At 72.3% G+C, this 19348-nt stretch carries 21 protein-coding genes; 13 read left to right on the plus strand and 8 right to left on the minus strand.

The annotated features are described in order from the left end of the window. Positions 1–5: 5 nt before the first annotated feature. Positions 6–869, plus strand: coding sequence for an acyl-CoA thioesterase (locus ACIRSU_RS04885; RefSeq protein ID WP_403789232.1), 864 nt, complete (start codon positions 6–8; stop codon positions 867–869). 13 nt (positions 870–882) lie between these two features. On the opposite strand, the gene sigJ is transcribed toward ACIRSU_RS04885, so the two are convergent. Then, a complete protein-coding gene (gene sigJ / locus ACIRSU_RS04890) occupies positions 883–1824 on the minus strand; it encodes an RNA polymerase sigma factor SigJ (RefSeq protein ID WP_403789400.1) in 942 nt (313 codons plus the stop codon). 156 nt (positions 1825–1980) lie between these two features. On the opposite strand from sigJ, the gene ACIRSU_RS04895 reads away from it, so the two are divergent. Together ACIRSU_RS04895 and ACIRSU_RS04900 are read left to right on the plus strand one after the other, a co-directional pair. Continuing rightward, the gene (locus ACIRSU_RS04895) at positions 1981–2517 is read left to right on the plus strand and encodes a YceI family protein (protein ID WP_403789233.1); all 537 of its coding nucleotides are present in this window, start codon (positions 1981–1983) and stop codon (positions 2515–2517) included. Between the two features lie 95 nt (positions 2518–2612). After that, the gene (locus tag ACIRSU_RS04900) at positions 2613–3437 is read left to right on the plus strand and encodes an SDR family NAD(P)-dependent oxidoreductase (RefSeq protein ID WP_403789234.1); all 825 of its coding nucleotides are present in this window, start codon (positions 2613–2615) and stop codon (positions 3435–3437) included. Here ACIRSU_RS04900 and ACIRSU_RS04905 read toward each other — a convergent pair. Further along, positions 3434–3649 (minus strand): DUF6011 domain-containing protein, encoded by a 216-nt coding sequence (locus ACIRSU_RS04905; protein WP_403789235.1) that lies wholly within the window; start codon positions 3647–3649, stop codon positions 3434–3436. The two genes, ACIRSU_RS04900 and ACIRSU_RS04905, sit on opposite strands and share 4 nt — an antisense overlap. 37 nt (positions 3650–3686) lie before the next feature. Here ACIRSU_RS04905 and ACIRSU_RS04910 point away from each other — a divergent pair, with 37 nt between their 5' ends. Both ACIRSU_RS04910 and ACIRSU_RS04915 read left to right on the plus strand, forming a co-directional pair. Continuing rightward, a complete protein-coding gene (locus ACIRSU_RS04910) occupies positions 3687–4169 on the plus strand; it encodes a glutathione peroxidase (RefSeq protein WP_403789236.1) in 483 nt (160 codons plus the stop codon). Beyond that, positions 4162–4923, plus strand: a complete 762-nt coding sequence (locus ACIRSU_RS04915) for a putative protein N(5)-glutamine methyltransferase (RefSeq protein WP_403789237.1) — start codon at positions 4162–4164, stop codon at positions 4921–4923. The genes ACIRSU_RS04910 and ACIRSU_RS04915 overlap by 8 nt, the downstream gene beginning before the upstream one ends. Here the strand turns inward: ACIRSU_RS04915 and ACIRSU_RS04920 are convergent. Together ACIRSU_RS04920 and ACIRSU_RS04925 are read right to left on the minus strand one after the other, a co-directional pair. Further along, positions 4920–6311: a cytochrome P450 gene (locus ACIRSU_RS04920; RefSeq protein ID WP_403789238.1), complete on the minus strand. Its 1392-nt coding sequence runs from the start codon at positions 6309–6311 to the stop codon at positions 4920–4922. The two genes, ACIRSU_RS04915 and ACIRSU_RS04920, sit on opposite strands and share 4 nt — an antisense overlap. A 142-nt stretch (positions 6312–6453) precedes the next feature. Continuing rightward, the gene (locus tag ACIRSU_RS04925) at positions 6454–7683 is read right to left on the minus strand and encodes an acyl-CoA dehydrogenase family protein (protein WP_403789239.1); all 1230 of its coding nucleotides are present in this window, start codon (positions 7681–7683) and stop codon (positions 6454–6456) included. Positions 7684–7869: 186 nt separating this feature from the next. On the opposite strand from ACIRSU_RS04925, the gene ACIRSU_RS04930 reads away from it, so the two are divergent. After that, positions 7870–8520 (plus strand): TetR family transcriptional regulator, encoded by a 651-nt coding sequence (locus tag ACIRSU_RS04930; protein ID WP_403789240.1) that lies wholly within the window; start codon positions 7870–7872, stop codon positions 8518–8520. A 21-nt stretch (positions 8521–8541) separates the two neighbouring features. On the opposite strand, the gene def is transcribed toward ACIRSU_RS04930, so the two are convergent. Then, complete coding sequence (gene def / locus ACIRSU_RS04935; RefSeq protein ID WP_403789241.1) at positions 8542–9087, minus strand: peptide deformylase; 546 nt, start codon at positions 9085–9087, stop codon at positions 8542–8544. 114 nt (positions 9088–9201) lie between these two features. On the opposite strand from def, the gene ACIRSU_RS04940 reads away from it, so the two are divergent. From ACIRSU_RS04940 to ACIRSU_RS04960, 5 genes are all read left to right on the plus strand, one after another. Further along, positions 9202–10449, plus strand: a complete 1248-nt coding sequence (locus tag ACIRSU_RS04940) for a MurT ligase domain-containing protein (RefSeq protein WP_403789242.1) — start codon at positions 9202–9204, stop codon at positions 10447–10449. A 31-nt stretch (positions 10450–10480) separates the two neighbouring features. Next, complete coding sequence (locus tag ACIRSU_RS04945; RefSeq protein WP_403789243.1) at positions 10481–11209, plus strand: type 1 glutamine amidotransferase; 729 nt, start codon at positions 10481–10483, stop codon at positions 11207–11209. Positions 11210–11420: 211 nt separating this feature from the next. Then, a complete protein-coding gene (locus ACIRSU_RS04950) occupies positions 11421–12449 on the plus strand; it encodes a 6-phosphofructokinase (protein ID WP_403789244.1) in 1029 nt (342 codons plus the stop codon). Between the two features lie 115 nt (positions 12450–12564). Continuing rightward, positions 12565–13527 carry a cytochrome c oxidase assembly protein gene (locus ACIRSU_RS04955; protein WP_403789245.1) on the plus strand — a complete coding sequence of 321 codons (963 nt, stop codon included), beginning with the start codon at positions 12565–12567 and terminating at the stop codon, positions 13525–13527. A 112-nt stretch (positions 13528–13639) separates the two neighbouring features. Then, a complete protein-coding gene (locus ACIRSU_RS04960) occupies positions 13640–13852 on the plus strand; it encodes a hypothetical protein (RefSeq protein WP_403789411.1) in 213 nt (70 codons plus the stop codon). 22 nt (positions 13853–13874) lie between these two features. Here ACIRSU_RS04960 and ACIRSU_RS04965 read toward each other — a convergent pair whose 3' ends face one another. Beyond that, a complete protein-coding gene (locus ACIRSU_RS04965) occupies positions 13875–14885 on the minus strand; it encodes a DUF3048 domain-containing protein (protein ID WP_403789246.1) in 1011 nt (336 codons plus the stop codon). A gap of 91 nt (positions 14886–14976) precedes the next feature. On the opposite strand from ACIRSU_RS04965, the gene ACIRSU_RS04970 reads away from it, so the two are divergent. Then, positions 14977–15690, plus strand: a complete 714-nt coding sequence (locus tag ACIRSU_RS04970; RefSeq protein ID WP_403789247.1) for a lysophospholipid acyltransferase family protein — start codon at positions 14977–14979, stop codon at positions 15688–15690. Between the two features lie 64 nt (positions 15691–15754). Further along, positions 15755–16789 (plus strand): NAD-dependent epimerase/dehydratase family protein, encoded by a 1035-nt coding sequence (locus ACIRSU_RS04975; protein ID WP_403789248.1) that lies wholly within the window; start codon positions 15755–15757, stop codon positions 16787–16789. A 60-nt stretch (positions 16790–16849) separates the two neighbouring features. On the opposite strand, the gene ACIRSU_RS04980 is transcribed toward ACIRSU_RS04975, so the two are convergent. Both ACIRSU_RS04980 and ACIRSU_RS04985 read right to left on the minus strand, forming a co-directional pair. Next, positions 16850–18427, minus strand: a complete 1578-nt coding sequence (locus tag ACIRSU_RS04980) for an alpha/beta hydrolase (RefSeq protein WP_403789249.1) — start codon at positions 18425–18427, stop codon at positions 16850–16852. 171 nt (positions 18428–18598) lie between these two features. Beyond that, positions 18599–19342 carry an urease accessory protein UreD gene (locus ACIRSU_RS04985; RefSeq protein ID WP_403789401.1) on the minus strand — a complete coding sequence of 248 codons (744 nt, stop codon included), beginning with the start codon at positions 19340–19342 and terminating at the stop codon, positions 18599–18601. Positions 19343–19348 lie beyond the last annotated feature (6 nt).

Genomic DNA, 19348 nt, shown 5'->3' on the forward strand with positions numbered 1-19348 from the left:
GCAAGGTGACCAACCCCGCCGAGAGACTCGTCGATCTGCTCGATCTGGAGCGGATCGAGGTGAACATCTTCCGCGGCCGCAGCCCGCAGGAGTCGTTGCAGCGGGTCTTCGGCGGGCAGGTCGCCGGCCAGGCCCTGGTGGCGGCCGGGCGCACGGTGGACGCCGACCGCCCGGTGCACTCCCTGCACGCCTACTTCCTGCGCCCGGGCCGGCCGGGCGTGCCGATCGTCTACCAGGTGGAGCGGGTGCGCGACGGGCGTTCCTTCACCACCCGGCGGGTCACGGCGGTGCAGGAGGGCAGGACGATCTTCAATCTGACGGCCTCCTTCCACCTCCCCGAGGAGGGCGCCTTCGAGCACCAGCTGCCGCCGCGGCACCTCACCGACCCGGACAGCCTGCCGATCCTGTCGGACGAGATCCGCGACCACCTCGGCGCGCTGCCGGAGGCGCTGGAGCGGATGGCCCGCCGCCAGCCCTTCGACATCCGCTACGTGGACCGGCTGCGCTGGTCGAAGGAGGAGGTCGCCGACGCGGATCCGCGCAGCGCGGTGTGGATGCGGGCGGTCGGGCCCCTGGGCGACGACCCGCTGGTGCACACCTGCGCCCTCACGTACGCCTCCGACATGACGCTGCTCGACGCGGTGCGGATCCCGGTCGAGCCGCTGTGGGGGCCGCGCGGCTTCGACATGGCGTCGCTCGACCACGCGATGTGGTTCCACCGGCCGTTCCGGGCCGACGAGTGGTTCCTGTACGACCAGGAGTCGCCGATCGCGACCGGCGGGCGCGGCCTGGCCCGCGGCCGGATCTACGACCGCGAGGGCAGGCTGCTCGTGTCGGTGGTCCAGGAGGGCCTGTTCCGCAAGCTCTAGCCCCGCCGGGCGCTCACTCCTCCGTGGTCCAGGGGCGGAGCTTCTCCGGGTTGCGTACGGCCCAGATGCCGGTGATCCGGTCGTCGGCGACGTCGAACGCGAACACGGCGGCGACAGCGCCCTCGTGACAGACCATCAGGCCGGGCTGGGCGTTGACGGTCCGCTCCTCGAAGGTCATGCCGGAGGCGCGGGCGGCGAGGTCGACCAGGTAGCGGGCGATCCGCTCGTGGCCCTCGATCGGGTGCGGTGCGGCGGCGACCAGACCGCCGCCGTCGGCGACCACCGTGGCGTCCGGGGCCAGCAGCCCGATCAGGGCCTTGATGTCCTTGGCCTCCCAGGCCCGCTTGAAGTCCCGGACCAGGTCGGCGCGCCGCGCGTCGGGCGCGGCCGCGGCCGCCCCTGCGGCCGGGCGGGCCGCGTGGACGCGGCGGCGGGCCGAGGAGGCGAGCTGCCGGCAGGCGGCCGGGGTGCGGCCGACGATCTCGGCGACCTCGGGGAACGCGTAGCCGAAGACGTCGTGCAGCACGAACGCGACGCGCTCGGCGGGCGTCATGGCGTCGAGGACGACGAGGAAGGCCATGTTGACCGACTCGTCGAGGGTGACCCGGTCGGCCGGGTCGGCCGTGGCGTCACCGGGCCACTCGCCGATCCACTCCGGCCGCCCGGGCACCGGCTCCGGGATCCACTCGCCCACATAGCTCTCGCGCCGGACCCGCGCCGAGCGGAGCACGTCGAGGCAGATGCGACTGGCGACGCGGGTCAGCCAGGCGGCGGGGTTGGCGATCTCGGCGCGCTGCTCCGGTGACATCGCGTACCAGCGGGTGTACGTGTCCTGGACCACGTCCTCGGCGTCGGCCAGCGAACCGAGCAGCCGGTAGGCCACGCCCATCAGCTGCCGCCGCTCGCTCATGACGACGCTCAGATCCTCGTCGCTCAGGTCCTCGTCGCTGCTCATCGTGCCACCGGCCTTCTTCTCGCGCGTACTCACATCCGTACGACGAGACGGCGGCGCGAAATGTGAGGCGGCGGGCCGTGGGGCGCCCCGGCCTGACAGTCCGGGGCGCCGCCTCGTCGTACCGGCGAACCCCATCACGTACGAGGAGTGACCATCATGCCCACCCCGACGCCCACGCTCGACGCACTGACCGGCGACTACGTCCTCGACACCGGCCGGACCCGGATCGGCTTCGTGGCCCGCCACGCCCTGTCCACCCGGGTACGGGGTCACTTCGACGACTTCGAGGGCCGGGCGCACCTGGACGGCGCCGACCCGGCCCGGTCCCACGTCCGGCTCGCCGTACGGGCGGACAGCATCCGCACCGGCAACCCGCGGCGCGACGAGCATCTGTGCGCCACCTTTCTGCACGTGCCCGAGTTCCCGGCCCTGGAGTTCGGATCTACCGAGGTTCGGCAGACCGGTGCCACCCGGTTCGCGGTGACCGGAGACCTCACCATCCGGTCGGTGACCAGGCCGGTCACCCTCGACCTGGAGCTGACCGAGGGCGGCGACGGGCACCGCGTCGGGCTCCGCGGCGGCGTCACGGTCGACCGCAACGCGTGGGGGGTGAACTGGAACGCGGCGACCCGGTTCATGGTGAGCCCGAAGGTGCGGCTCGAACTGGACGTGGCGTTGCTGCCGCTGGGCTGACGCGAGTCCCGGCGGCGTGTCACAGGGTGGCCCGGTGCGGCGTCTCATGAGCGTATTTCCGCTCCGGAAGCCACCACAGAAACGGAACATCCATCATGAGCAAGGTCTGGTTCGTCACCGGTTCCGCCCGCGGTCTGGGCCGCGCCTTCGTCGAGGCCGCGCTGTCCCGGGGCGACCGGGTGGCCGCGACCGCCCGGGACACCGCGCGCCTCGACGACCTGGTCGCCGCGTACGGCGGTGCGGTGCTGCCGCTCGCTCTCGACGTCACCGACCGGGCCGCCGTGCATGAGGCCGTACGACGGGCGGCGGAGCACTTCGGACGGCTCGACGTGGTCGTGAACAACGCGGGCTACGGCCTCTTCGGCGCCGTCGAGGAGCTGGGCGAGCGGGAGCTGCGGGACCAGCTGGAGACCAATCTGTACGGGCCGCTGTGGGTCGTGCAGGCCGCGCTGCCGCGGCTGCGGGAGCAGGGCGGCGGCCACATCGTGCAGATCTCCTCGGTCGGCGGCGTCGTCGCGATGCCGCTCGGCGGCGGCTACCACGCCTCCAAGTGGGCCCTGGAGGCCCTGAGCGAGTCCCTCGCCCAGGAGGTCGCCCCGTTCGGGGTCAGGGTGACCGTGGTCGAGCCCGGCTCCTATGCCACGGACGCGATGACGAGCGTCGTCCACGCCGAGGCCGATCCGGTGTACGAGGGGCTGCGCGAGCAGTTCGCCGCGTTCGCGAGCTCCGTCGACGTGGGCGACCCGGCCGCCGCGGGCCGGGCCCTGCTGAAGATCGTCGACAGCGAGAACCCGCCGCTGCGGGTCTTCTTCGGCGCACAGGGGAACGAGCTGCTCCCGCAGGTCTACACGGACCGCCTGCACACCTGGGCGGCCTGGCAGGACCTCGCCCGGGAGGCCCACGGAGACGTGCGGGGCTAGATACCGGGCAGGGTGTCCTGCTCGACCTCGTGCCGCCGGGTCCGGATGTCCGGGCCCGGCGGGTGCAGCTTGGCGTCGCAGGCCGGGCCGAGGCCGGTGCGGCGGGACGCGGCGCCGGTCAGCGGGCGCCCGCACAGCCGGCACCACACCCGGCCGGGTGCGTCGGCGTGTGGCGGGGCACCGACGTCGATTGCCAGCGATTCGTCTTCCATGGTCAGATCAAACCCCATTGTGACGAGGAGCAGTCCCATGAGCTTGTACGAGATTCCGCTGACGACCCTCGCCGGCGACCCGCTCTCCCTCGCCGACTTCCGCGACCGGGCCGTCCTGGTCGTGAACGTGGCGTCCCGGTGCGGTCTCACCCCGCAGTACGCGGGCCTGGAGCGGCTGCAGAAGGAGTACGCGGAGCGCGGCTTCACCGTGCTCGGCGTGCCGTGCAACCAGTTCGCCGGCCAGGAGCCGGGCAGCGCGGAGGAGATCGGCACGTTCTGCTCGGCGACGTACGGCGTGACCTTCCCGCTGCTCGCGAAGACCGAGGTCAACGGCGCCGGGCGGCACCCGCTGTACGCGGAGCTGACGAAGGTCGCCGACGCCGAGGGCGAGGCCGGTGACGTGCAGTGGAACTTCGAGAAGTTCCTGATCGGCCGGGACGGTGCCGTGACCCGCTTCCGCCCGCGCACCGAGCCGGAGGCCCCGGAGCTGGTGGCGGCGATCGAGGCGCAGCTTGCCTGACGTCGTGGCGCGGCTGCGGGCCGCGGGCTGTGTCTTCGCCGAGGAGGAGGCGGAGCTGCTGGCCTCGGCCGCGGCCGGTCCGGCCGAGCTGGACGCGATGGTGGAGCGGCGGGCCGCGGGCCTGCCGCTGGAGCACGTCGTGGGCTGGGCCGCGTTCGGGGGGCTGCGGATCGAGGTGGACGGCGGGGTGTTCGTGCCGCGCCGCCGCACCGAGTTCCTGGCCGGCCGGGCCGTGGCGCTCGCCCGGCCCGGCGCGGTCTGCGTCGACCTGTGCTGCGGTACGGGCGCGGCGGCCGCGGTGCTGCTCGCCTCGGTCGAGGGCGCCGAGGTGTACGCCTCCGACATCGAGCCGGCCGCGGTGCGCTGCGCCCGCCGCAATGTGGAGCCGCGCGGCGGGCGGGTGTACGAGGGCGACCTCTTCGCCCCGCTGCCGGCGGAGCTGCGGGGCCGCGTCGAGGTGCTCGTCGCCAACGTCCCGTACGTACCGAGCGGCGACGTGCCGCTGCTGCCGCCCGAGGCCCGCGACCACGAGCCGCTGGTGGCGCTGGACGGCGGCGCGGACGGCCTGGACGTGCTGCGCCGGGTCGCGGCCGGCGCGGCCGAGTGGCTGGCGCCGGGCGGTCATCTGCTCTTCGAGACCAGCGAGCGCCAGACGGACCCGGCCGTGGCGGTGGTCGCCGCGCACGGCCTGACGGCCCGGGTCCTGGAGGACGAGGACCTCTACGCCACGATCGTCGTGGCGACCCGCAGCTAGACCTCTTCGGCCTGGGCCGTGCGCGGCCTCAGGCGGCAGCGGGCCGGGCCGAGGGCCTGGAGGGTGATCGCGGCGGCCAGCGGGACCTCGGTGTCGATGGCCTCCAGTTCGTAGGACTGCAGGATCATCGCGAGCGCGATCACCGATTCCAGCATCGAGAAGTGCTGGCCGATGCAGGCGCGCGGGCCGCCGCCGAACGGGAACCAGGCGTAGCGGGGCCGGCCGGCCTCGGCCTCCGGGGTGAAGCGGTCGGGGTCGAAGCGCTCCGGGTCGTCCCAGTAGCGGGGGTGCCGGTGGGTCACCCACGGCGCGACGATGACGTCCGCGCCGGCCGGGATGGTGTAGCCGCCGATCTCGGTGGCGTCGACGGCCCGGCGGCCGATGGCCGCGGCGGCCGGGAAGAGGCGCATGGCCTCCTTGAGGACCCGGGTGAGGTACGGCAGCTGGTCGAGGTCGGCGGCGCCGGGCGTGCGGCCGGCCAGGACCCGGTCCACCTCCTCGTGGGCGCGCTTCTGCTCCTCGGGGTGCTTGGCGAGCAGGTGCAGCGCGAAGGCGAGCGAGGTGGCGGTGGTCTCGTGCCCGGCGAGCAGGAACACCAGGACCTGCTCCCGCAGTTCGGTGGCGTCGAAGCCGCTGTCCCCGTCGCTCTCGGCGGCCATGAGCAGGGTCAGCAGGTCCCGTCCCGCGCCGGTCGTGCCGGCCGCGCGCCGCTCGGCGATGATGCGGTCGCAGACGGCGTACAGCTCCTCGTGCACGGCGGCGGCCTTGCGGTTGCCCGGGGTGGGCCATTCGCGCGGGATGTTGCGGGGCGAGTAGCCGCGGCGGGAGACGTAGGCGCCGAGCGCCGGGAAGCAGCGCTCGACGATGTCGACGGCGGCGTCGACGTCGGTGCCGAAGAGGATGCGGGCGACGGCGCGCAGCGCGAGCGTGGTCATCTCGTGCATGACGTCGACGCTGTCCTGGCCGCCGTCCCGCCAGCTGCCGGTGAGCCGGTCGACCTCCTCGGCGACGGCGGCGGCGTAGGTGTCGACGCTGCGGCGGGTGAACAGCGGCTGGACGAGCCGCCGTTGGCGCAGGTAGTCCTCGTCCTGGCTGGTGAGCAGTCCGTTGCCGAAGGAGACCCGGAGCTCCTCGTAGAAGTTGTTCTCCTTGCGGAAGTTGGCGGCCTCGGTGGCGAGCACCTGCTGGGCGCCCTCCGCGGAGAGGACGAGGTAGATGGTGGAGCGCAGTCCGGGCGGTCCGGCGGTGACCCGGACGACGTCCCCGTGCTCGCGGCGGGCCTTGAGGAAGGTGCCGAGCGTGTCGTTCTTGAGGTCGAGCAGGGAGCCGAGCAGCGGAAGTCCCGCGAGTTCGGGAATCTCCTGTGTCTTCCGGCCGGTGGTCGCCATGTGCCGTTCCCCCTTGTGAGCTTCGGTGCCGCAGTCGATTCTGCCGCACGAGGTGACTCACGGGTAGCCGTCCCCCGGAGGTCCCCGTACGGCCCCCGGGGCCTGGACTCCCCGGGGGGTGGGGACATGGCGGTCCGTCAGGTCAACGGATCGGCATGCCGGAGAGGGTGCGGGCGATGACCAGGCGCTGGATCTCGCTGGTGCCCTCGAAGATGGTGTAGATGGCGGCGTCGCGGTGCATCCGCTCGACCGGGTACTCGCGGGTGTAGCCGTTGCCGCCGAGGATCTGGATGGCCTGGGCGGTGACCTTCTTGGCGACCTCGCTCGCGTACAGCTTGGACATGGAGCCCTCGGCGGAGGTGAAGGGCTTGCCGGCGGTCGCCATCCAGGAGGCGCGCCAGACGAGGAGGCGGGCCGCGTCGATCTGGGTGCGCATGTCGGCGAGCTGGAAGGCGACGCCCTGGTTGTCGATGATCGGGCGGCCGAACTGCTCGCGGGTCTTCGCGTAGTCCAGGGCGACCTCGTACGCGGCGCGGGCGGTGCCGACCGCCATGGCGCCGACGGCGGGGCGGGAGGCCTCGAAGGTGGCCATGGCGGCGTTCTTCACCCTCTCACCGCCGCCGGCCTTCGCCTTCTCGTGGGCCCGGGCCAGGCGCTCGTCGAGCTTCTCCTTGCCGCCGAGCAGGCAGTGGCCGGGGACGCGGACGTTCTCCAGGACGACCTCGGCGGTGTGCGAGGCGCGGATGCCGTGCTTCTGGAACTTCTGGCCCTGGGAGAGGCCGGGGGTGTTCGGCGGCACGATGAAGGAGGCGTGGCCCTTGGAGCCGAGCTCGGGGTCGACGACGGCGACGACGACGTGGACGTTGGCGATGCCGCCGTTGGTGGCCCAGGTCTTGGTGCCGTTGATCACCCACTCGTCCTTGGCCTCGTCGTAGACGGCGCGGGTGCGCATGGAGGCCACGTCCGAGCCGGCGTCGGGCTCGGAGGAGCAGAAGGCGGCGACCTTGACGTCGTCGACGTCGCCGTACATCTGCGGGATCCAGGTGCCGATCTGCTCCTCGGTGCCGTTGGCGAGGACGCCGACGGCGGCGAGGCCGGTGCCGACGATCGACAGCGCGATGCCGGCGTCGCCCCAGAACAGCTCCTCCATGGCCATCGGGATGCCGAGGCCGGTCGGGTCGAAGAACTGCTGCGCGTAGAAGTCGAGGGAGTAGATTCCGAGCTTGGCGGCCTCCTGGATGATCGGCCAGGGGGTCTCCTCGCGCTCGTCCCACTCGGCGGCCGCGGGGCGCATCACATCGGCGGCGAAGCCGTGGAGCCAGTCGCGCACCTGCTTCTGGTCGTCGTTGAGTTCGAGCGTGAACTCGCTCATGGTCCCTCCCGGCGGCGTGTTACTTGCGGTAACAGCAGTGTGTTACCGACGGGTAGACCCTGTCAACCAGCAGCGACGTGGTTCCTGCGGGCGGCGGAGCGGCGGCGGTCGGACGGCACCGGGTGCCGCCGGGGTGTTACGTTGCGAACAGCCTCAGGAATTCCGTACGGGCGGGGAGACACGCTTATGGACACCACACACCGGACCACCACCGACCAGCAGAAGCCGGCCGACCAGCGGCGGCGGGAACTGCTGGAGGCGGCGGACCGCGTGGTGCTCCGCGACGGGCCGAAGGCGTCCATGAACGCGATCGCCGCCGAGGCCGGGATCACCAAGCCGATCCTCTACCGCCACTTCGGCGACAAGGGTGGCCTCTACCGGGCCCTCGCCACCCGCCACACCGACGCCCTGCTCTCGGCCCTGCGCGCCGCGCTCGACGCGCCCGCCGACCGCCGGCAGCGCGTCGAGTCCACCCTCGACACGTATCTCGCCTCCATCGAGGCCATGCCGCAGGTCTACCGCTTCCTCATGCACCCCGCCGAGGAGTCCCACCAGGCCGAGCAGGGCTTCGACGTCGGCCGGCACTCCGCCCCGCTGCTCCGCCGCATGGGCGAGGAACTCGGCCAGGTCATCGCCGAACGCGTCGACCTCGGCCCCGACAGCGAGGCCCAGGCCCGCATCTGGGGCCACGGCATCGTCGGCATGATGCACGCTGCCGGCGACTGGTGGCTGGGCGAACGCCCGTGTTCGCGGGCGGAGTTGGTACGGAGCCTGGCGGACCTGCTGTGGGGGCGGCTGGCGGCGGCCGGGGACCGCGCGGACGGCCCGGGGTTCTGACCCCGGCTGACCGCGACAGGTTCAGTAGCCCCTCCCCCACGGCTCCTTCCTGATCGACTTCAGCAGCTTCCGCCTGCTCCAGCCCGTCACGTGGTCCGCGTACACCCCGCCCTCCAGGTGGTCCGTCTCGTGCTGGAGGCAGCGGGCGAAGAAGCCCGTGCCCTCCACCCGGACCGGGGTGCCGTCGAGGCGGACGCCCTCGACGACCGCGCGGTCGAAGCGCGGGGTGGGGGCCTCGAGGCCGGGGAGGGAGAGGCAGCCCTCGGGGCCGCGGATCACGTCGCCGTCGGCCGCGACGAGCCGCGGGTTCACCACATGGCCCAGGTGCCGGACGTCCTCGTCGTCGGGGCAGTCGTACACGAAGACCCGAAGCCCCACGCCCACCTGGTTCGCGGCCAGGCCCACGCCGTTCGCCGCGTACATGGTCGCGAACATGTCCTCGACGAGCCGGGCGAGCTCCGGGCCGAAGTCGGTGACGGGCTCGCAGGGCGTGTGCAGCACGGGCTCGTCGAGCAGGGTCATCGCTCGGACGCGGCCGGAACTGCCGGGGATCAACCGGTTTCGCATGTGCGCAAGCGTACGTTCAGGGGGGCTCGCCCCCGCCCGGCGGTGCCGCGGTTCGGGCTCCTGGCCGGATCTCGATAGGCTGAGCCCGGACCGACGCAAGGAGGAACAGGGACGATGTCAGGACACGCCGGTAATCCGGAGCCGCTGTCGGCGCGCTCCAAGCTGGCCGTGACGGCCGGCAAGGCGGCCGCCGCCGTGTCGCGCGCGGCAGGACGCGGCAGCGGATCGGTGATCGGCGGCCGGGTGGCTCTCAAGCTCGACCCCGACCTGCTGGGAGCTCTCGCGCAGCACCTGGACGTCGTGCTCGTGTCGGCGACCAACGGCAAGACCACCACCACCCGGCTGATCGCCGAGGCCCTGCGGGCCAGCGGCCCGGTCGTCTCGAACGCGCTCGGCGCGAACATGCCCGCGGGCATCACCTCCGCCCTGGCGGGCGGCGGCGACGCCAAGTACGGCGTGATCGAGGTCGACGAGAAGTACCTGGCCGGCGTCGCACGCGACACCACGCCGAAGGCGATCGCGCTGCTCAACCTCTCCCGCGACCAGCTCGACCGCGCCGCCGAGACCCGGATGCTCGCCGAGAAGTGGCGCGAGGGGCTCAACGGCACCAAGGCCGTGGTCATCGCCAACGCCGACGACCCGCTGATCGTGTGGGCCGCCTCCTCCTCGCCGAACGTGGTGTGGGTGGCCGTCGGCCAGGAGTGGAAGGACGACGCCTGGTCGTGCCCCTCCTGCGGCGGTGTGCTCCAGCGCCCCGGTGACGACTGGTTCTGCGGCGAGTGCGGCTTCCGCCGTCCCGCGCCGAGCTGGGCGCTCAACGGCGACCACGTGCTCGACCCGCACGGCTCGGCCTGGCCGATCCACCTGCAGCTGCCCGGCCGCGCCAACAAGGCCAACGCCGCCACCTCCGCCGCGGTCGCCGCGGTCTTCGGGGTGCCGCCGCAGGTCGCCCTGGAGCGGATGTACCAGGTGCAGGCCGTCGCCGGCCGCTACGACGTGATCAACTTCCAGGGCCGGGACATCCGGCTGCTGCTCGCGAAGAACCCGGCCGGCTGGCTGGAGACGTTCTCGCTGATCGATCAGCCGCCGGCGCCGGTGATCCTCTCCGTCAACGCCCGCGGCGCCGACGGCACCGACACCTCCTGGCTGTGGGACGTGGACTACGGCCGGCTCGCCGGCCACCCGATCATGGTGATCGGCGACCGCAAGCTCGACCTCGCGGTCCGGCTCGAGGTCGCGGGCGTGGCCTTCCGCGTGTGCGAGAGCCTCGACGAGGCCGTCACGGTGGCCCCGCCCGGCCAGATCGAGCTGATCGCCAACTACACCGCGTTCCAGGACGTCCGCCGCCGCGTCGGCAACTGACCCGACACGACCCCGCAGAAGGACTTGCAGCATGACTGACAGCAGCCTGCGTCTGGTCTGGGTCTACCCGGACCTGCTCAGCACCTACGGCGACCAGGGCAACGTCCTCGTCGTCGAGCGCCGCGCCCACCAGCGCGGACTCAGCGTCGAGCGCGTCGACGTGCGCAGCGACCAGCCGATCCCGACCTCCGGCGACATCTATCTGATCGGCGGCGGCGAGGACCGGCCGCAGCGGCTCGCGGCCGAGCGGCTGCGCCGTGACGGCGGCCTCAACCGGGCCGCCGCCAACGGCGCGATCATCTTCTCGGTGTGCGCCGGCTACCAGATCCTCGGCCACGAGTTCATCAACGACCTCGGCGAGCGCGAGCCCGGCCTCGGCCTGCTCGACGTGACGACGGTCCGTGGCGAGGGCGCGCGCTGCGTCGGCGACGTGCTCGCCGACATCGACCCGCACCTGGGCCTCCCCCAGCTCACCGGGTTCGAGAACCACCAGGGCGTCACCCATCTGGGCCCGACCGCCCGCCCGTTCGCCCGGACCGTGTTCGGCAACGGCAACGGCACCGGCGACGGCACCGAGGGCGCGTACAACGACACCGTCTTCGGCACCTACATGCACGGCCCGGTCATGGCGCGCAACCCGCAGATCGCGGACCTGCTCCTGAAGCTGGCGCTCGACGTGAACGCGCTGCCGCCGACGGACGACCGCTGGTACGAGGCGCTGCGCGCCGAGCGCATCGCGGCGGCGTCGCAGCCCTCCTGACGGGCCGTCGGACGCTGCACCGGGCGGACGTTTCAGACCGTTTCGGACTGCACGTCTGAGCGCGTATACGCACATTGGATTCGTAAGTAAATAGCGTGTCCAATCTGCGGACATCCGGTTCGGCCCCGCCACTTTCCACCGATAGGGTGGCGGGGATCCAGCCGGACGACGTGGTCCGGGAGTCGGCCCACGTTGCAAAGGTTTTTGGGCTATGCGCATTGGTGTGCTCACCTCCGGCGGAGACTGCCCCGGTCTGAACGCCGTCATCCGGTCCGTCGTGCACCGCGCCGTCGTCGACCACGGTGACGAGGTCATCGGCTTCCACGACGGCTGGAAGGGCCTCCTGGAGTGCGACTACCGCAAGCTGGACCTGGAGGCCGTGAACGGCATCCTGGCCCGCGGCGGCACCATCCTCGGCTCCTCCCGGGTCCAGCCGGCCCACCTCGTCGACGGCGTCGAGCGGGCCAGGGGCCATGTGGCCGACCTCGGCCTCGACGCGATCATCCCGATCGGCGGCGAGGGCACCCTGAAGGCGGCGAACCTGCTCTCCGAGGCCGGGCTGCCGATCGTCGGCGTCCCGAAGACCATCGACAACGACATCGCCTCGACCGACGTCACCTTCGGCTTCGACACGGCCGTCACCGTGGCCACCGAGGCCCTGGACCGGCTGAAGACCACCGCCGAGTCCCACCAGCGCGTGCTGATCGTCGAGGTCATGGGCCGGCACACCGGCTGGATCGCGCTCCACTCCGGCATGGCGGCCGGCGCCCACGCCATCGTCGTCCCCGAGCGGCCCTTCGACATCGACGAGCTGACCGCCCGGGTCGGCGCCCGCTTCGAGGACGGCAAGCGCTTCGCGATCGTCGTGGTCGCCGAGGGCGCGAAGCCGCGCGAGGGCGGTTCGATGGTGTTCCACACGGCCGGCACCGACATCTACGGCCACGAGCGCTTCACCGGTGTGGCCAACCAGCTCTCCGTCGAGCTGGAGCGGCGCCTCGGCAAGGAGGCCCGCCCGGTGATCCTCGGCCACGTCCAGCGCGGCGGCACCCCGACCGCGTACGACCGCGTCCTCGCCACCCGCTTCGGCTGGCACGCGGTGGAGGCGGCGCACCGCGGCGAGTTCGGCATGCTGACGGCGCTGCGCGGCACGGAGATCGAGCTGGTGCCGCTGGCCAAGGCCGTGGAGAAGCTGAAGACGGTCCCGGTGGACCGCTACGCCGAGGCCGAGTGCGTCCTGTGACCCGCGCCTGCGCCCACTCCCCCGTATGACACCCGCCCCCGGTCGTGATCGCGACCGGGGGCGGTTCTAGTCTGGTGCGGACAACAAGCGCGAATCGGGCTCCAGGAGTAGACAAATGGATCACAGCGGGCACGGCGGACACGGCATGACCATGGATCTGCCGCCGTTCACGCTGGGGCGGGCCCTGGAGTTCTCCCCCGACCTGTTCTTCCTCGTCGGCTGTGTCGCCGGTCTCGCGCTGTACGGCTGGGGCGTGGCGCGGCTGCGCAGGCGCGGCGACGCGTGGCCGCCGAGCCGGACGGTCTTCTTCGCGGTCGGCGTGCTGACCATCGCGTTCGTCATGTGCACCAAGCTCAACGACTACGGCATGGTCATGTTCAGCGTGCACATGGTGCAGCACATGGTGATCTCCATGCTGTCGCCGATCCTGCTGCTGCTCGGCGCGCCGGTGACGCTGGCGCTGCGGGCGCTGCCGGTGGCGGGCCGGGGCTCGGCCGGTCCGCGCGAGCTGCTCCTGAAGCTGCTGCACAGCCGCTACATGCGGATCGTCACGCATCCGGCGTTCACGATCCCGATGTTCATCGCGAGCCTGTACGCGCTGTACTTCTCGCCGCTGTTCGACTTCCTGATGCAGTCCAAGGCGGGCCACATCGGCATGATGGTCCACTTCCTGATGGTGGGCCTGGTCTTCTTCTGGCCGATCATGGGCGTGGACCCGGGCCCGCACCGGCCGGGTTATGTGATGCGGATGCTGGAGCTGTTCGCGGGCATGCCGTTCCACGCCTTCTTCGGCATCGCGCTGATGATGGCGACGACGCCGATGGTCAGGGCGTACGAGAACCCGCCGGCCTCGCTCGGCATCGACGCGCTGACCGACCAGAACGCGGCGGGCGGCATCGCCTGGGCGTTCAGCGAGATCCCGTCCGTGCTCGTGCTGATCGCGCTGGTCTACCAGTGGTACCACTCCGAGCAGCGGCAGGCGGTCCGCAAGGACCGGGCCGCGGACCGGAACGGCGACAAGGAGCTGGAGGCGTACAACGCCTATCTGGCCTCGCTCCAGACGCGCGGCGGGCAGTAGCCGGTCCGACCGGCGATATCCGGCCATGGGGGCGCACGCCGGAGCGTCCCAGGGCTGGCGCGCGCCCCCTCCGCAGGGTCACGATGGCCTGGTGGAGGAGGGCGGTGCGACGATGTCCGGTCCTACGAAGACGATGGGCGCGATCACTTTCGGTGCCCTGATCGTGATCACCACGTACACGGTGGCGCTCGGCAGCAGCGGCTGGCTGTGGTTCGGCTGGGTGCTGCTCGGCGTGATCACCATCGGCATGGCGGCGGCGGACAGCGGCGAGACGCACGTCCGGCCACCCCGGCACGGCCGCCCGAAGCCCAAGCCCCAGCCGTAGGGCCGGCTCCACCGGAACCCACTCACGCCTTGGTGAAGAGCACCCACACCTGACCGGGCGCGAAGGTCAGCCGCGCACCCGACGGGGTGGTGAAGACCGTGCCGGCGTCGGCGGTCGGGCGGCTCCAGCGGGCCTCGTACACCCGGCCGTCACGCAGCACCTGCGCGGTGCCCTTGCCGACGGTCACGGTGTACGGGGAGACGGCGCCCAGGAAGTCGTGGAAGCGCGAGGACCGCACGGTCACGTGCTGCACCACGACGGTGGCCGGCTTGAGCGGCCCGTCGGAGCGCCCGTCCATGGCCACGTGCCAGGCGTGTTCGGCGGGCGCCCAGGTGAAGGTGTAGCGGGCGGCGGGGAAGCGCACGGTGCGGCTGTTGACCGGGGTGCCGCCACCCGTGGCCGGGCCGAAGCGGAATCCGACGTCCTTGACCTTGCTCGCGTCCGGCGCGGTGGCGAGCGCACGGGCGGGCCGCAGATAGAGGTTGTGCGGGGCGCTGCGGGCGGGGTCGCGCAGGAAGGCGCCGGGGTGGTTGCCCTCGCTGACCAGGTGGAGCGGGGCGGCGCGCAGCAGCGGGGTGAGCTTGGACTGGGCGCCGGAGTAGGCGAGGACCGGGGTGCCGTACTGGCGCAGCAGGGCGAGGTCGGACTCGCGGGCGCTGCGGACCGGGCCGACGCGGGCGGGCAGGTGCGAGGAGTAGACGGCCATGAGCCTGGTCTGGCCGGACTCGACCTGCTCGACGTAGACGAGGTCGGCGGCGTCGAGTCCGGTGTGCGGGCGGGCCGGCGGCACGTTGTCGATCTTGACGGCGAGCACCCGGCCGGGCTTGGCGGGCAGTCCGGTGAGCGGGGAGAGCCCGCTGGGGACCGGCGTGGCGGGTTTCGAGGTGGCGGGCGCGGGCGTGGGCGTCGGGTGCGGCTTCGGCTCCGACGGGCCCGAGCCGGAGCAGCCGTACAGACCGGCGGCCGTCACGGCGCACAGCAGTGCGACGGTGGCGGCTGCGCCGGGACGCCTGTGCCCGCGCGCGCCTGTCATCGGTCCGGCTTCCTCCTCACCAGTGGACCACGCCGACGGCCTTCGTTACAAAGACAGGGAACAGGGGCAAAGGCAGGGAAGGGGGTTGCCGGTGTTCTACTACGTGCTGAAGTACGCCGTGTTCGGTCCGCTGCTCAGGCTGCTGTTCCGGCCGCGGGTGGAGGGTCTGGAGCATGTCCCGAAGGAGGGCGCGGCGATCGTCGCGGGGAATCATCTGTCCTTCTCCGACCACTTCCTGATGCCGGTGATGCTGAGCCGGCGCATCACCTTCCTGGCCAAGCAGGAGTACTTCACGGGCCCGGGCCTCAAGGGCAGGCTGACCGCCGCCTTCTTCCGCAGCGTGGGCCAGATCCCGGTGGACCGCTCGGGCAAGGAGGCGGGGCAGGCGGCGATCCGCGAGGGGCTCGGGGTGCTCGCGAAGGGCGAGCTGCTCGGCATCTATCCGGAGGGGACGCGCTCGCACGACGGGCGGCTCTACAAGGGCAAGGTGGGGGTCGCGGTGATGGCGCTGACGGCCGGGGTGAAGGTGGTGCCGTGCGCGATGGTCGGGACCTTCGAGATCCAGCCGCCGGGCCGGGTGCTGCCGCGGATCCGGCGGGTCACGATCCGCTTCGGTGAGCCGCTGGACTTCTCGCGGTACGCGGGGATGGCGGGCGAGAAGGCGGCGGTGCGAGCCGTCACCGACGAGATCATGTACCGGATCCTGGAGTTGTCCGGGCAGGAGTACGTGGACGAGTACGCGGCCACGGTGAAGGCGGCCGGAACCGGTCAGGCTCCCGGGAAGTTCCCGCAGTCGGAACGCTGAGGGCGAATCCGCGCACGGCGAAAGATCCTGGGCCGCCTCGCCCCGGACCCGTAGCGTCCCTGCCATGACCAAGGGCAACGCATTCGTGCTGGGAGCGACGGGACAGATCGGACGGGCGGCCGTGCGGGCGCTCGTCACGGACGGTTGGGAGGTGACCGCCGCCTCGCACGGCGGAGGGCGGGACGAGCGGTGGCCGGCGGAGGTCCGGTCGGTGGCGGTGGACCGCGACGAGGACGGGGCGCTGGCCCGGGCACTCGGCGCGGGCACGGACGTCCTGGTGGACGTGGTCGCGTACGACGCGGGGCACGGGCGCCAGTTGGCGGGGCTCGCGGACCGGATCGGCTCGGCGGTGGTGATCTCCAGCGGGGCGGTGTACGAGGACGACAAGGGCCGCAGCTTCGACACCCAGGACGAGCCGGACGGCTTCCCCCTGTACCCGCTGCCGATTCCGGAGTCGCAGCCGACGGTGGCGCCGGGCGACAGCACCTACGGCACCCGCAAGGTGGCCCTGGAGCAGGAGCTGCTCGCGCTCGGGGAGCGGCTGCCGACGACGCTGCTGCGCGCGGGCGCGGTGCACGGCCCGTACTGCCGCGGTCCGCGCGAACTGTGGTTCGTCAAGCGGGCGCTCGACGGGCGGCGGGTGCGGGTGCTCGCGTACGGCGGCTCCTCGCGCTTCCACCCGGTGCACGTGGACAACCTGGGCGAGCTCGTGCGGCTCGCGGCGGCGCGGCCCGGCAGCCGGGTGCTCAACGGCGGTGACCCGGAGGCGCCGACGGTGGCGGAGATCGGCGCGGCGATCGACGCCGTGCTCGGCGTGGAGAGCGAGACGGTGCTCGTCGACGGGCCGCCGCCGGTGGGCGAGGTCGGGCAGACGCCGTGGGGCGTGGACCGGCCGGTCGTCTTCGACATGGGCGCGGCGGAGCGGGAGTTGGGGTACCGGCCGGTGGTGTCGTACGTCGACTCGCTGCCCGGGACGGTGGAGTATCTGTCGCGGCAGCTGGCGGGCCGGGACTGGCTGGACGCCTTCCCGAAGCTGGCCAAGTACCAGTCGGACTGGTTCGACTACGCGGCGGAGGACGCCTGGCTGGCCTCGCGCTGACCCGCCGAACGCGGAGGGGCGGCCGCCGTGTGGCGACCGCCCCCCTTGGTGGTGCGGGTGTTACGGGGCGGGCGTGGCGTGCGGCTCGCACGTCACGTCCTGGCTGTCCACCTTGCCGGTGAGCAGGTACGTCTCGACCTTCGGGTTGATGCAGGGGTTCACCAGGCCGGTGACACCGTGCGAACCCGCGTTCTTCTCGGTGATGAGACGCGAGCCCTTGAAGCGCTTGTGCAGCTCGACCGCACCGGCGTACGGCGTCGCCGCGTCACGCTCGGACTGGACGATGAGCACCGGCGGCAGGCCCTTGCCGGTCTTGACCTCGGTCGGCTTCTGCTGCGGCGCGGACCAGGTGGCGCACGGCAGGTTCATCCAGGCGTTCGACCAGGTCATGAACGGGTACTGCTCGTTGAGCCGGGTGTTGTCCCGGTTCCACTTGTTCCAGTTGGTCGGCCACGCGGCGTCGGCGCACTCGACGGCGGTGTAGACGGCGTTGCCGTTCTCCGACGCGATGTTGCCGGCGGTGTCCGTGAGGTCGGCCGAGGCGCCGTCGATCAGCGGCTGCGGGTCACCCGCGGCGTAGGCGCTCCAGGCCTGCGCGACCGGGACCCACGAGGAGTCGTAGTACGGGGCGCTCTGGAAGAAGCCGATGAGCTCGTTCGGGCCGACCTTGCCGCCGAGGGGGCTCTTCTTGGCTGCGGCGCGCAGGGTCACCCACTGCTGCTGCACCTCGTCGTAGGTCTTGCCGAGGTGGAACTTGTCGTCGTGCTGGGCGACCCAGGTCATCCAGTCCTTGAGGCGGCCCTCGAAGGCGATGTCCTGCTCGAGGTTGGCCTTGTACCAGATGTTGCTCTTCGCCGGGTTGACCACGCTGTCGACGATCATGCGGCGCACGTGGTTCGGGTACAGCGTGCCGTAGACGGCGCCGAGGTAGGTGCCGTACGAGACGCCGATGAAGTTGAGCTTCTTCTGGCCGAGCGCGGCCCGGATGACGTCGAGGTCACGGGCGGTGTTGCGCGTCGTCATGTAGGGCAGCATGTCGCCGCTCTTCTCGGCGCAGCCCTTGGCGTAGTCGGCCGCCAGCTTGCGCTGGACGAGCTTGTCCGCCTCGCTGTCCGGGACCGGGTCGAGCTTCGGGCCCTTGACGAACTCGGTCGGGTCGACGCAGGAGATGGGCGCCGAGTGGCCGACGCCGCGCGGGTCGAAGCCCACGAAGTCGTACGCCTTGGCGGTGTTCACCCAGAGCGGGTTCTTGGTCGTGACCCGCTTCGGGAAGCGCAGGCCGGAGCCGCCGGGGCCGCCCGGGTTGTAGAGCAGCGCGCCCTGGTACTCACCGGCGGTGCCGGTGGCCTTGGCGCGGTCGACGGCAAGCTTGATCTTCTTGCCGTGGGGCTTGGCGTAGTCGACCGGAACGGTGACCCAGCCACACTGGATGGGCTGTGCGAAGCCCCAGTCGGCCGGGCAGTCCTGCCAGTCGATGCCGGCCTTGGCGGCCTCGGCGGCGGCGATGGTCGCGCCGCGCGCCTCCTCGTCACGGTCGTGGCCCGTGACGGCTCCGGCCGTCGGAGCCGCGAGCGCGGTCGCCATGAGCGTGCCCGCTATCAGAGTGCCGGCAGAGCCGAGCACTGCTGCTTTTCTCAAGTGGTCCCTCCCCCTCGAAAGGCGCCGCCCCCGTGGCAGCGCCGTGGTGGGCTGTCCGGGGGATCCTTTCGTCAATGGGGCCTCGGGTAAAAGAGCGAACGCGTGTTTCTTTGCCGAACCAATAACCGGTGACTGGTGTACCGCTGAGCGGTGAACGATTCGTCCACCTGCTCAAAGCGGGGCGAGAAGGACCAAAGCCTCGTTCAGCACCCGGCGCAGGGCGAGGGCGTCGGGGGCGACGGCGGTGACGAGGGCGGCGGGGCCGGCGAGCGGGGCGAGGACGGCATGCTCGCCGAGCAGTCTGGTTTCAGCCGGTTTGTCCGCGAACGCGGGGTCGACGACCAGGAGTTGACCGGTCGCGCGGTGCCCGGCGAGGACCGCCGGGCCGTCCCAGCCGGCCGGCGCACCGGGGCCGTGGCCGAGCTCCTGGTCGAAGAGGAGCCGTCCGGCATGGCGCACGGTGAGCCTGCTGACGAGGGTGCCGGGCTGCTCGGCATGCCGGCCGAGGACCTGCTCTTCTCGAAGGACGAGACGGGCACCGGCGGCCAGATCGACCCGGGTGCGCATCCGCAGCACCGATCCGGCGGCGGAGACCAGCTGCTCGGGCAGCCAGCGCAGTTCGGCGTCCGCGCCGACGGTGAGCGCGATGTCGTACGAGGCCGGCGCGCCGCCCCGGCCGGGCAGGGCGACGGTCGCGGCGGCCGAGTCGACCAGGAGCCGCGCCCCGTCCCGTACCTCCGTCTCCAGGCGGAGCCGGTCGCCGCCGAGCGGGGCGCTCATCGCGCCGACCACGGTGACCCGGGTGTACGGGCCCGGGGCGCGGGTGCGGCGCAGCGCGAGCGGGCCGTCGCTCTCCAGGACGGGCAGGGAGCCGTCCGCGCCGGCGACGATCCGCGCGGTCGCGGCGAGGCTCATCCGGTC

It is taken from the genome of Streptomyces sp. NPDC101160, assembly GCF_044768205.1.
In the GTDB taxonomy this organism is placed as follows: Bacteria; Actinomycetota; Actinomycetes; order Streptomycetales; family Streptomycetaceae; genus Streptomyces.

What these genes read in the sequence shown, in the direction of transcription:
- sigJ (WP_403789400.1), bottom strand. Translation starts at nt 1,824, where the DNA reads ATGAGCAGCGACGAGGACCTGAGCGACGAGGATCTGAGCGTCGTCATG.
- ACIRSU_RS04895 (WP_403789233.1), top strand. Translation starts at nt 1,981, where the DNA reads ATGCCCACCCCGACGCCCACGCTCGACGCACTGACCGGCGACTACGTC.
- ACIRSU_RS04900 (WP_403789234.1), top strand. Translation starts at nt 2,613, where the DNA reads ATGAGCAAGGTCTGGTTCGTCACCGGTTCCGCCCGCGGTCTGGGCCGC.
- ACIRSU_RS04905 (WP_403789235.1), bottom strand. Translation starts at nt 3,649, where the DNA reads ATGGAAGACGAATCGCTGGCAATCGACGTCGGTGCCCCGCCACACGCC.
- ACIRSU_RS04910 (WP_403789236.1), top strand. Translation starts at nt 3,687, where the DNA reads ATGAGCTTGTACGAGATTCCGCTGACGACCCTCGCCGGCGACCCGCTC.
- ACIRSU_RS04920 (WP_403789238.1), bottom strand. Translation starts at nt 6,311, where the DNA reads ATGGCGACCACCGGCCGGAAGACACAGGAGATTCCCGAACTCGCGGGA.
- ACIRSU_RS04925 (WP_403789239.1), bottom strand. Translation starts at nt 7,683, where the DNA reads ATGAGCGAGTTCACGCTCGAACTCAACGACGACCAGAAGCAGGTGCGC.
- ACIRSU_RS04930 (WP_403789240.1), top strand. Translation starts at nt 7,870, where the DNA reads ATGGACACCACACACCGGACCACCACCGACCAGCAGAAGCCGGCCGAC.
- def (WP_403789241.1), bottom strand. Translation starts at nt 9,087, where the DNA reads ATGCGAAACCGGTTGATCCCCGGCAGTTCCGGCCGCGTCCGAGCGATG.
- ACIRSU_RS04940 (WP_403789242.1), top strand. Translation starts at nt 9,202, where the DNA reads ATGTCAGGACACGCCGGTAATCCGGAGCCGCTGTCGGCGCGCTCCAAG.
- ACIRSU_RS04945 (WP_403789243.1), top strand. Translation starts at nt 10,481, where the DNA reads ATGACTGACAGCAGCCTGCGTCTGGTCTGGGTCTACCCGGACCTGCTC.
- ACIRSU_RS04950 (WP_403789244.1), top strand. Translation starts at nt 11,421, where the DNA reads ATGCGCATTGGTGTGCTCACCTCCGGCGGAGACTGCCCCGGTCTGAAC.
- ACIRSU_RS04955 (WP_403789245.1), top strand. Translation starts at nt 12,565, where the DNA reads ATGGATCACAGCGGGCACGGCGGACACGGCATGACCATGGATCTGCCG.
- ACIRSU_RS04960 (WP_403789411.1), top strand. Translation starts at nt 13,640, where the DNA reads ATGTCCGGTCCTACGAAGACGATGGGCGCGATCACTTTCGGTGCCCTG.
- ACIRSU_RS04965 (WP_403789246.1), bottom strand. Translation starts at nt 14,885, where the DNA reads ATGACAGGCGCGCGCGGGCACAGGCGTCCCGGCGCAGCCGCCACCGTC.
- ACIRSU_RS04975 (WP_403789248.1), top strand. Translation starts at nt 15,755, where the DNA reads ATGACCAAGGGCAACGCATTCGTGCTGGGAGCGACGGGACAGATCGGA.
- ACIRSU_RS04985 (WP_403789401.1), bottom strand. Translation starts at nt 19,342, where the DNA reads ATGAGCCTCGCCGCGACCGCGCGGATCGTCGCCGGCGCGGACGGCTCC.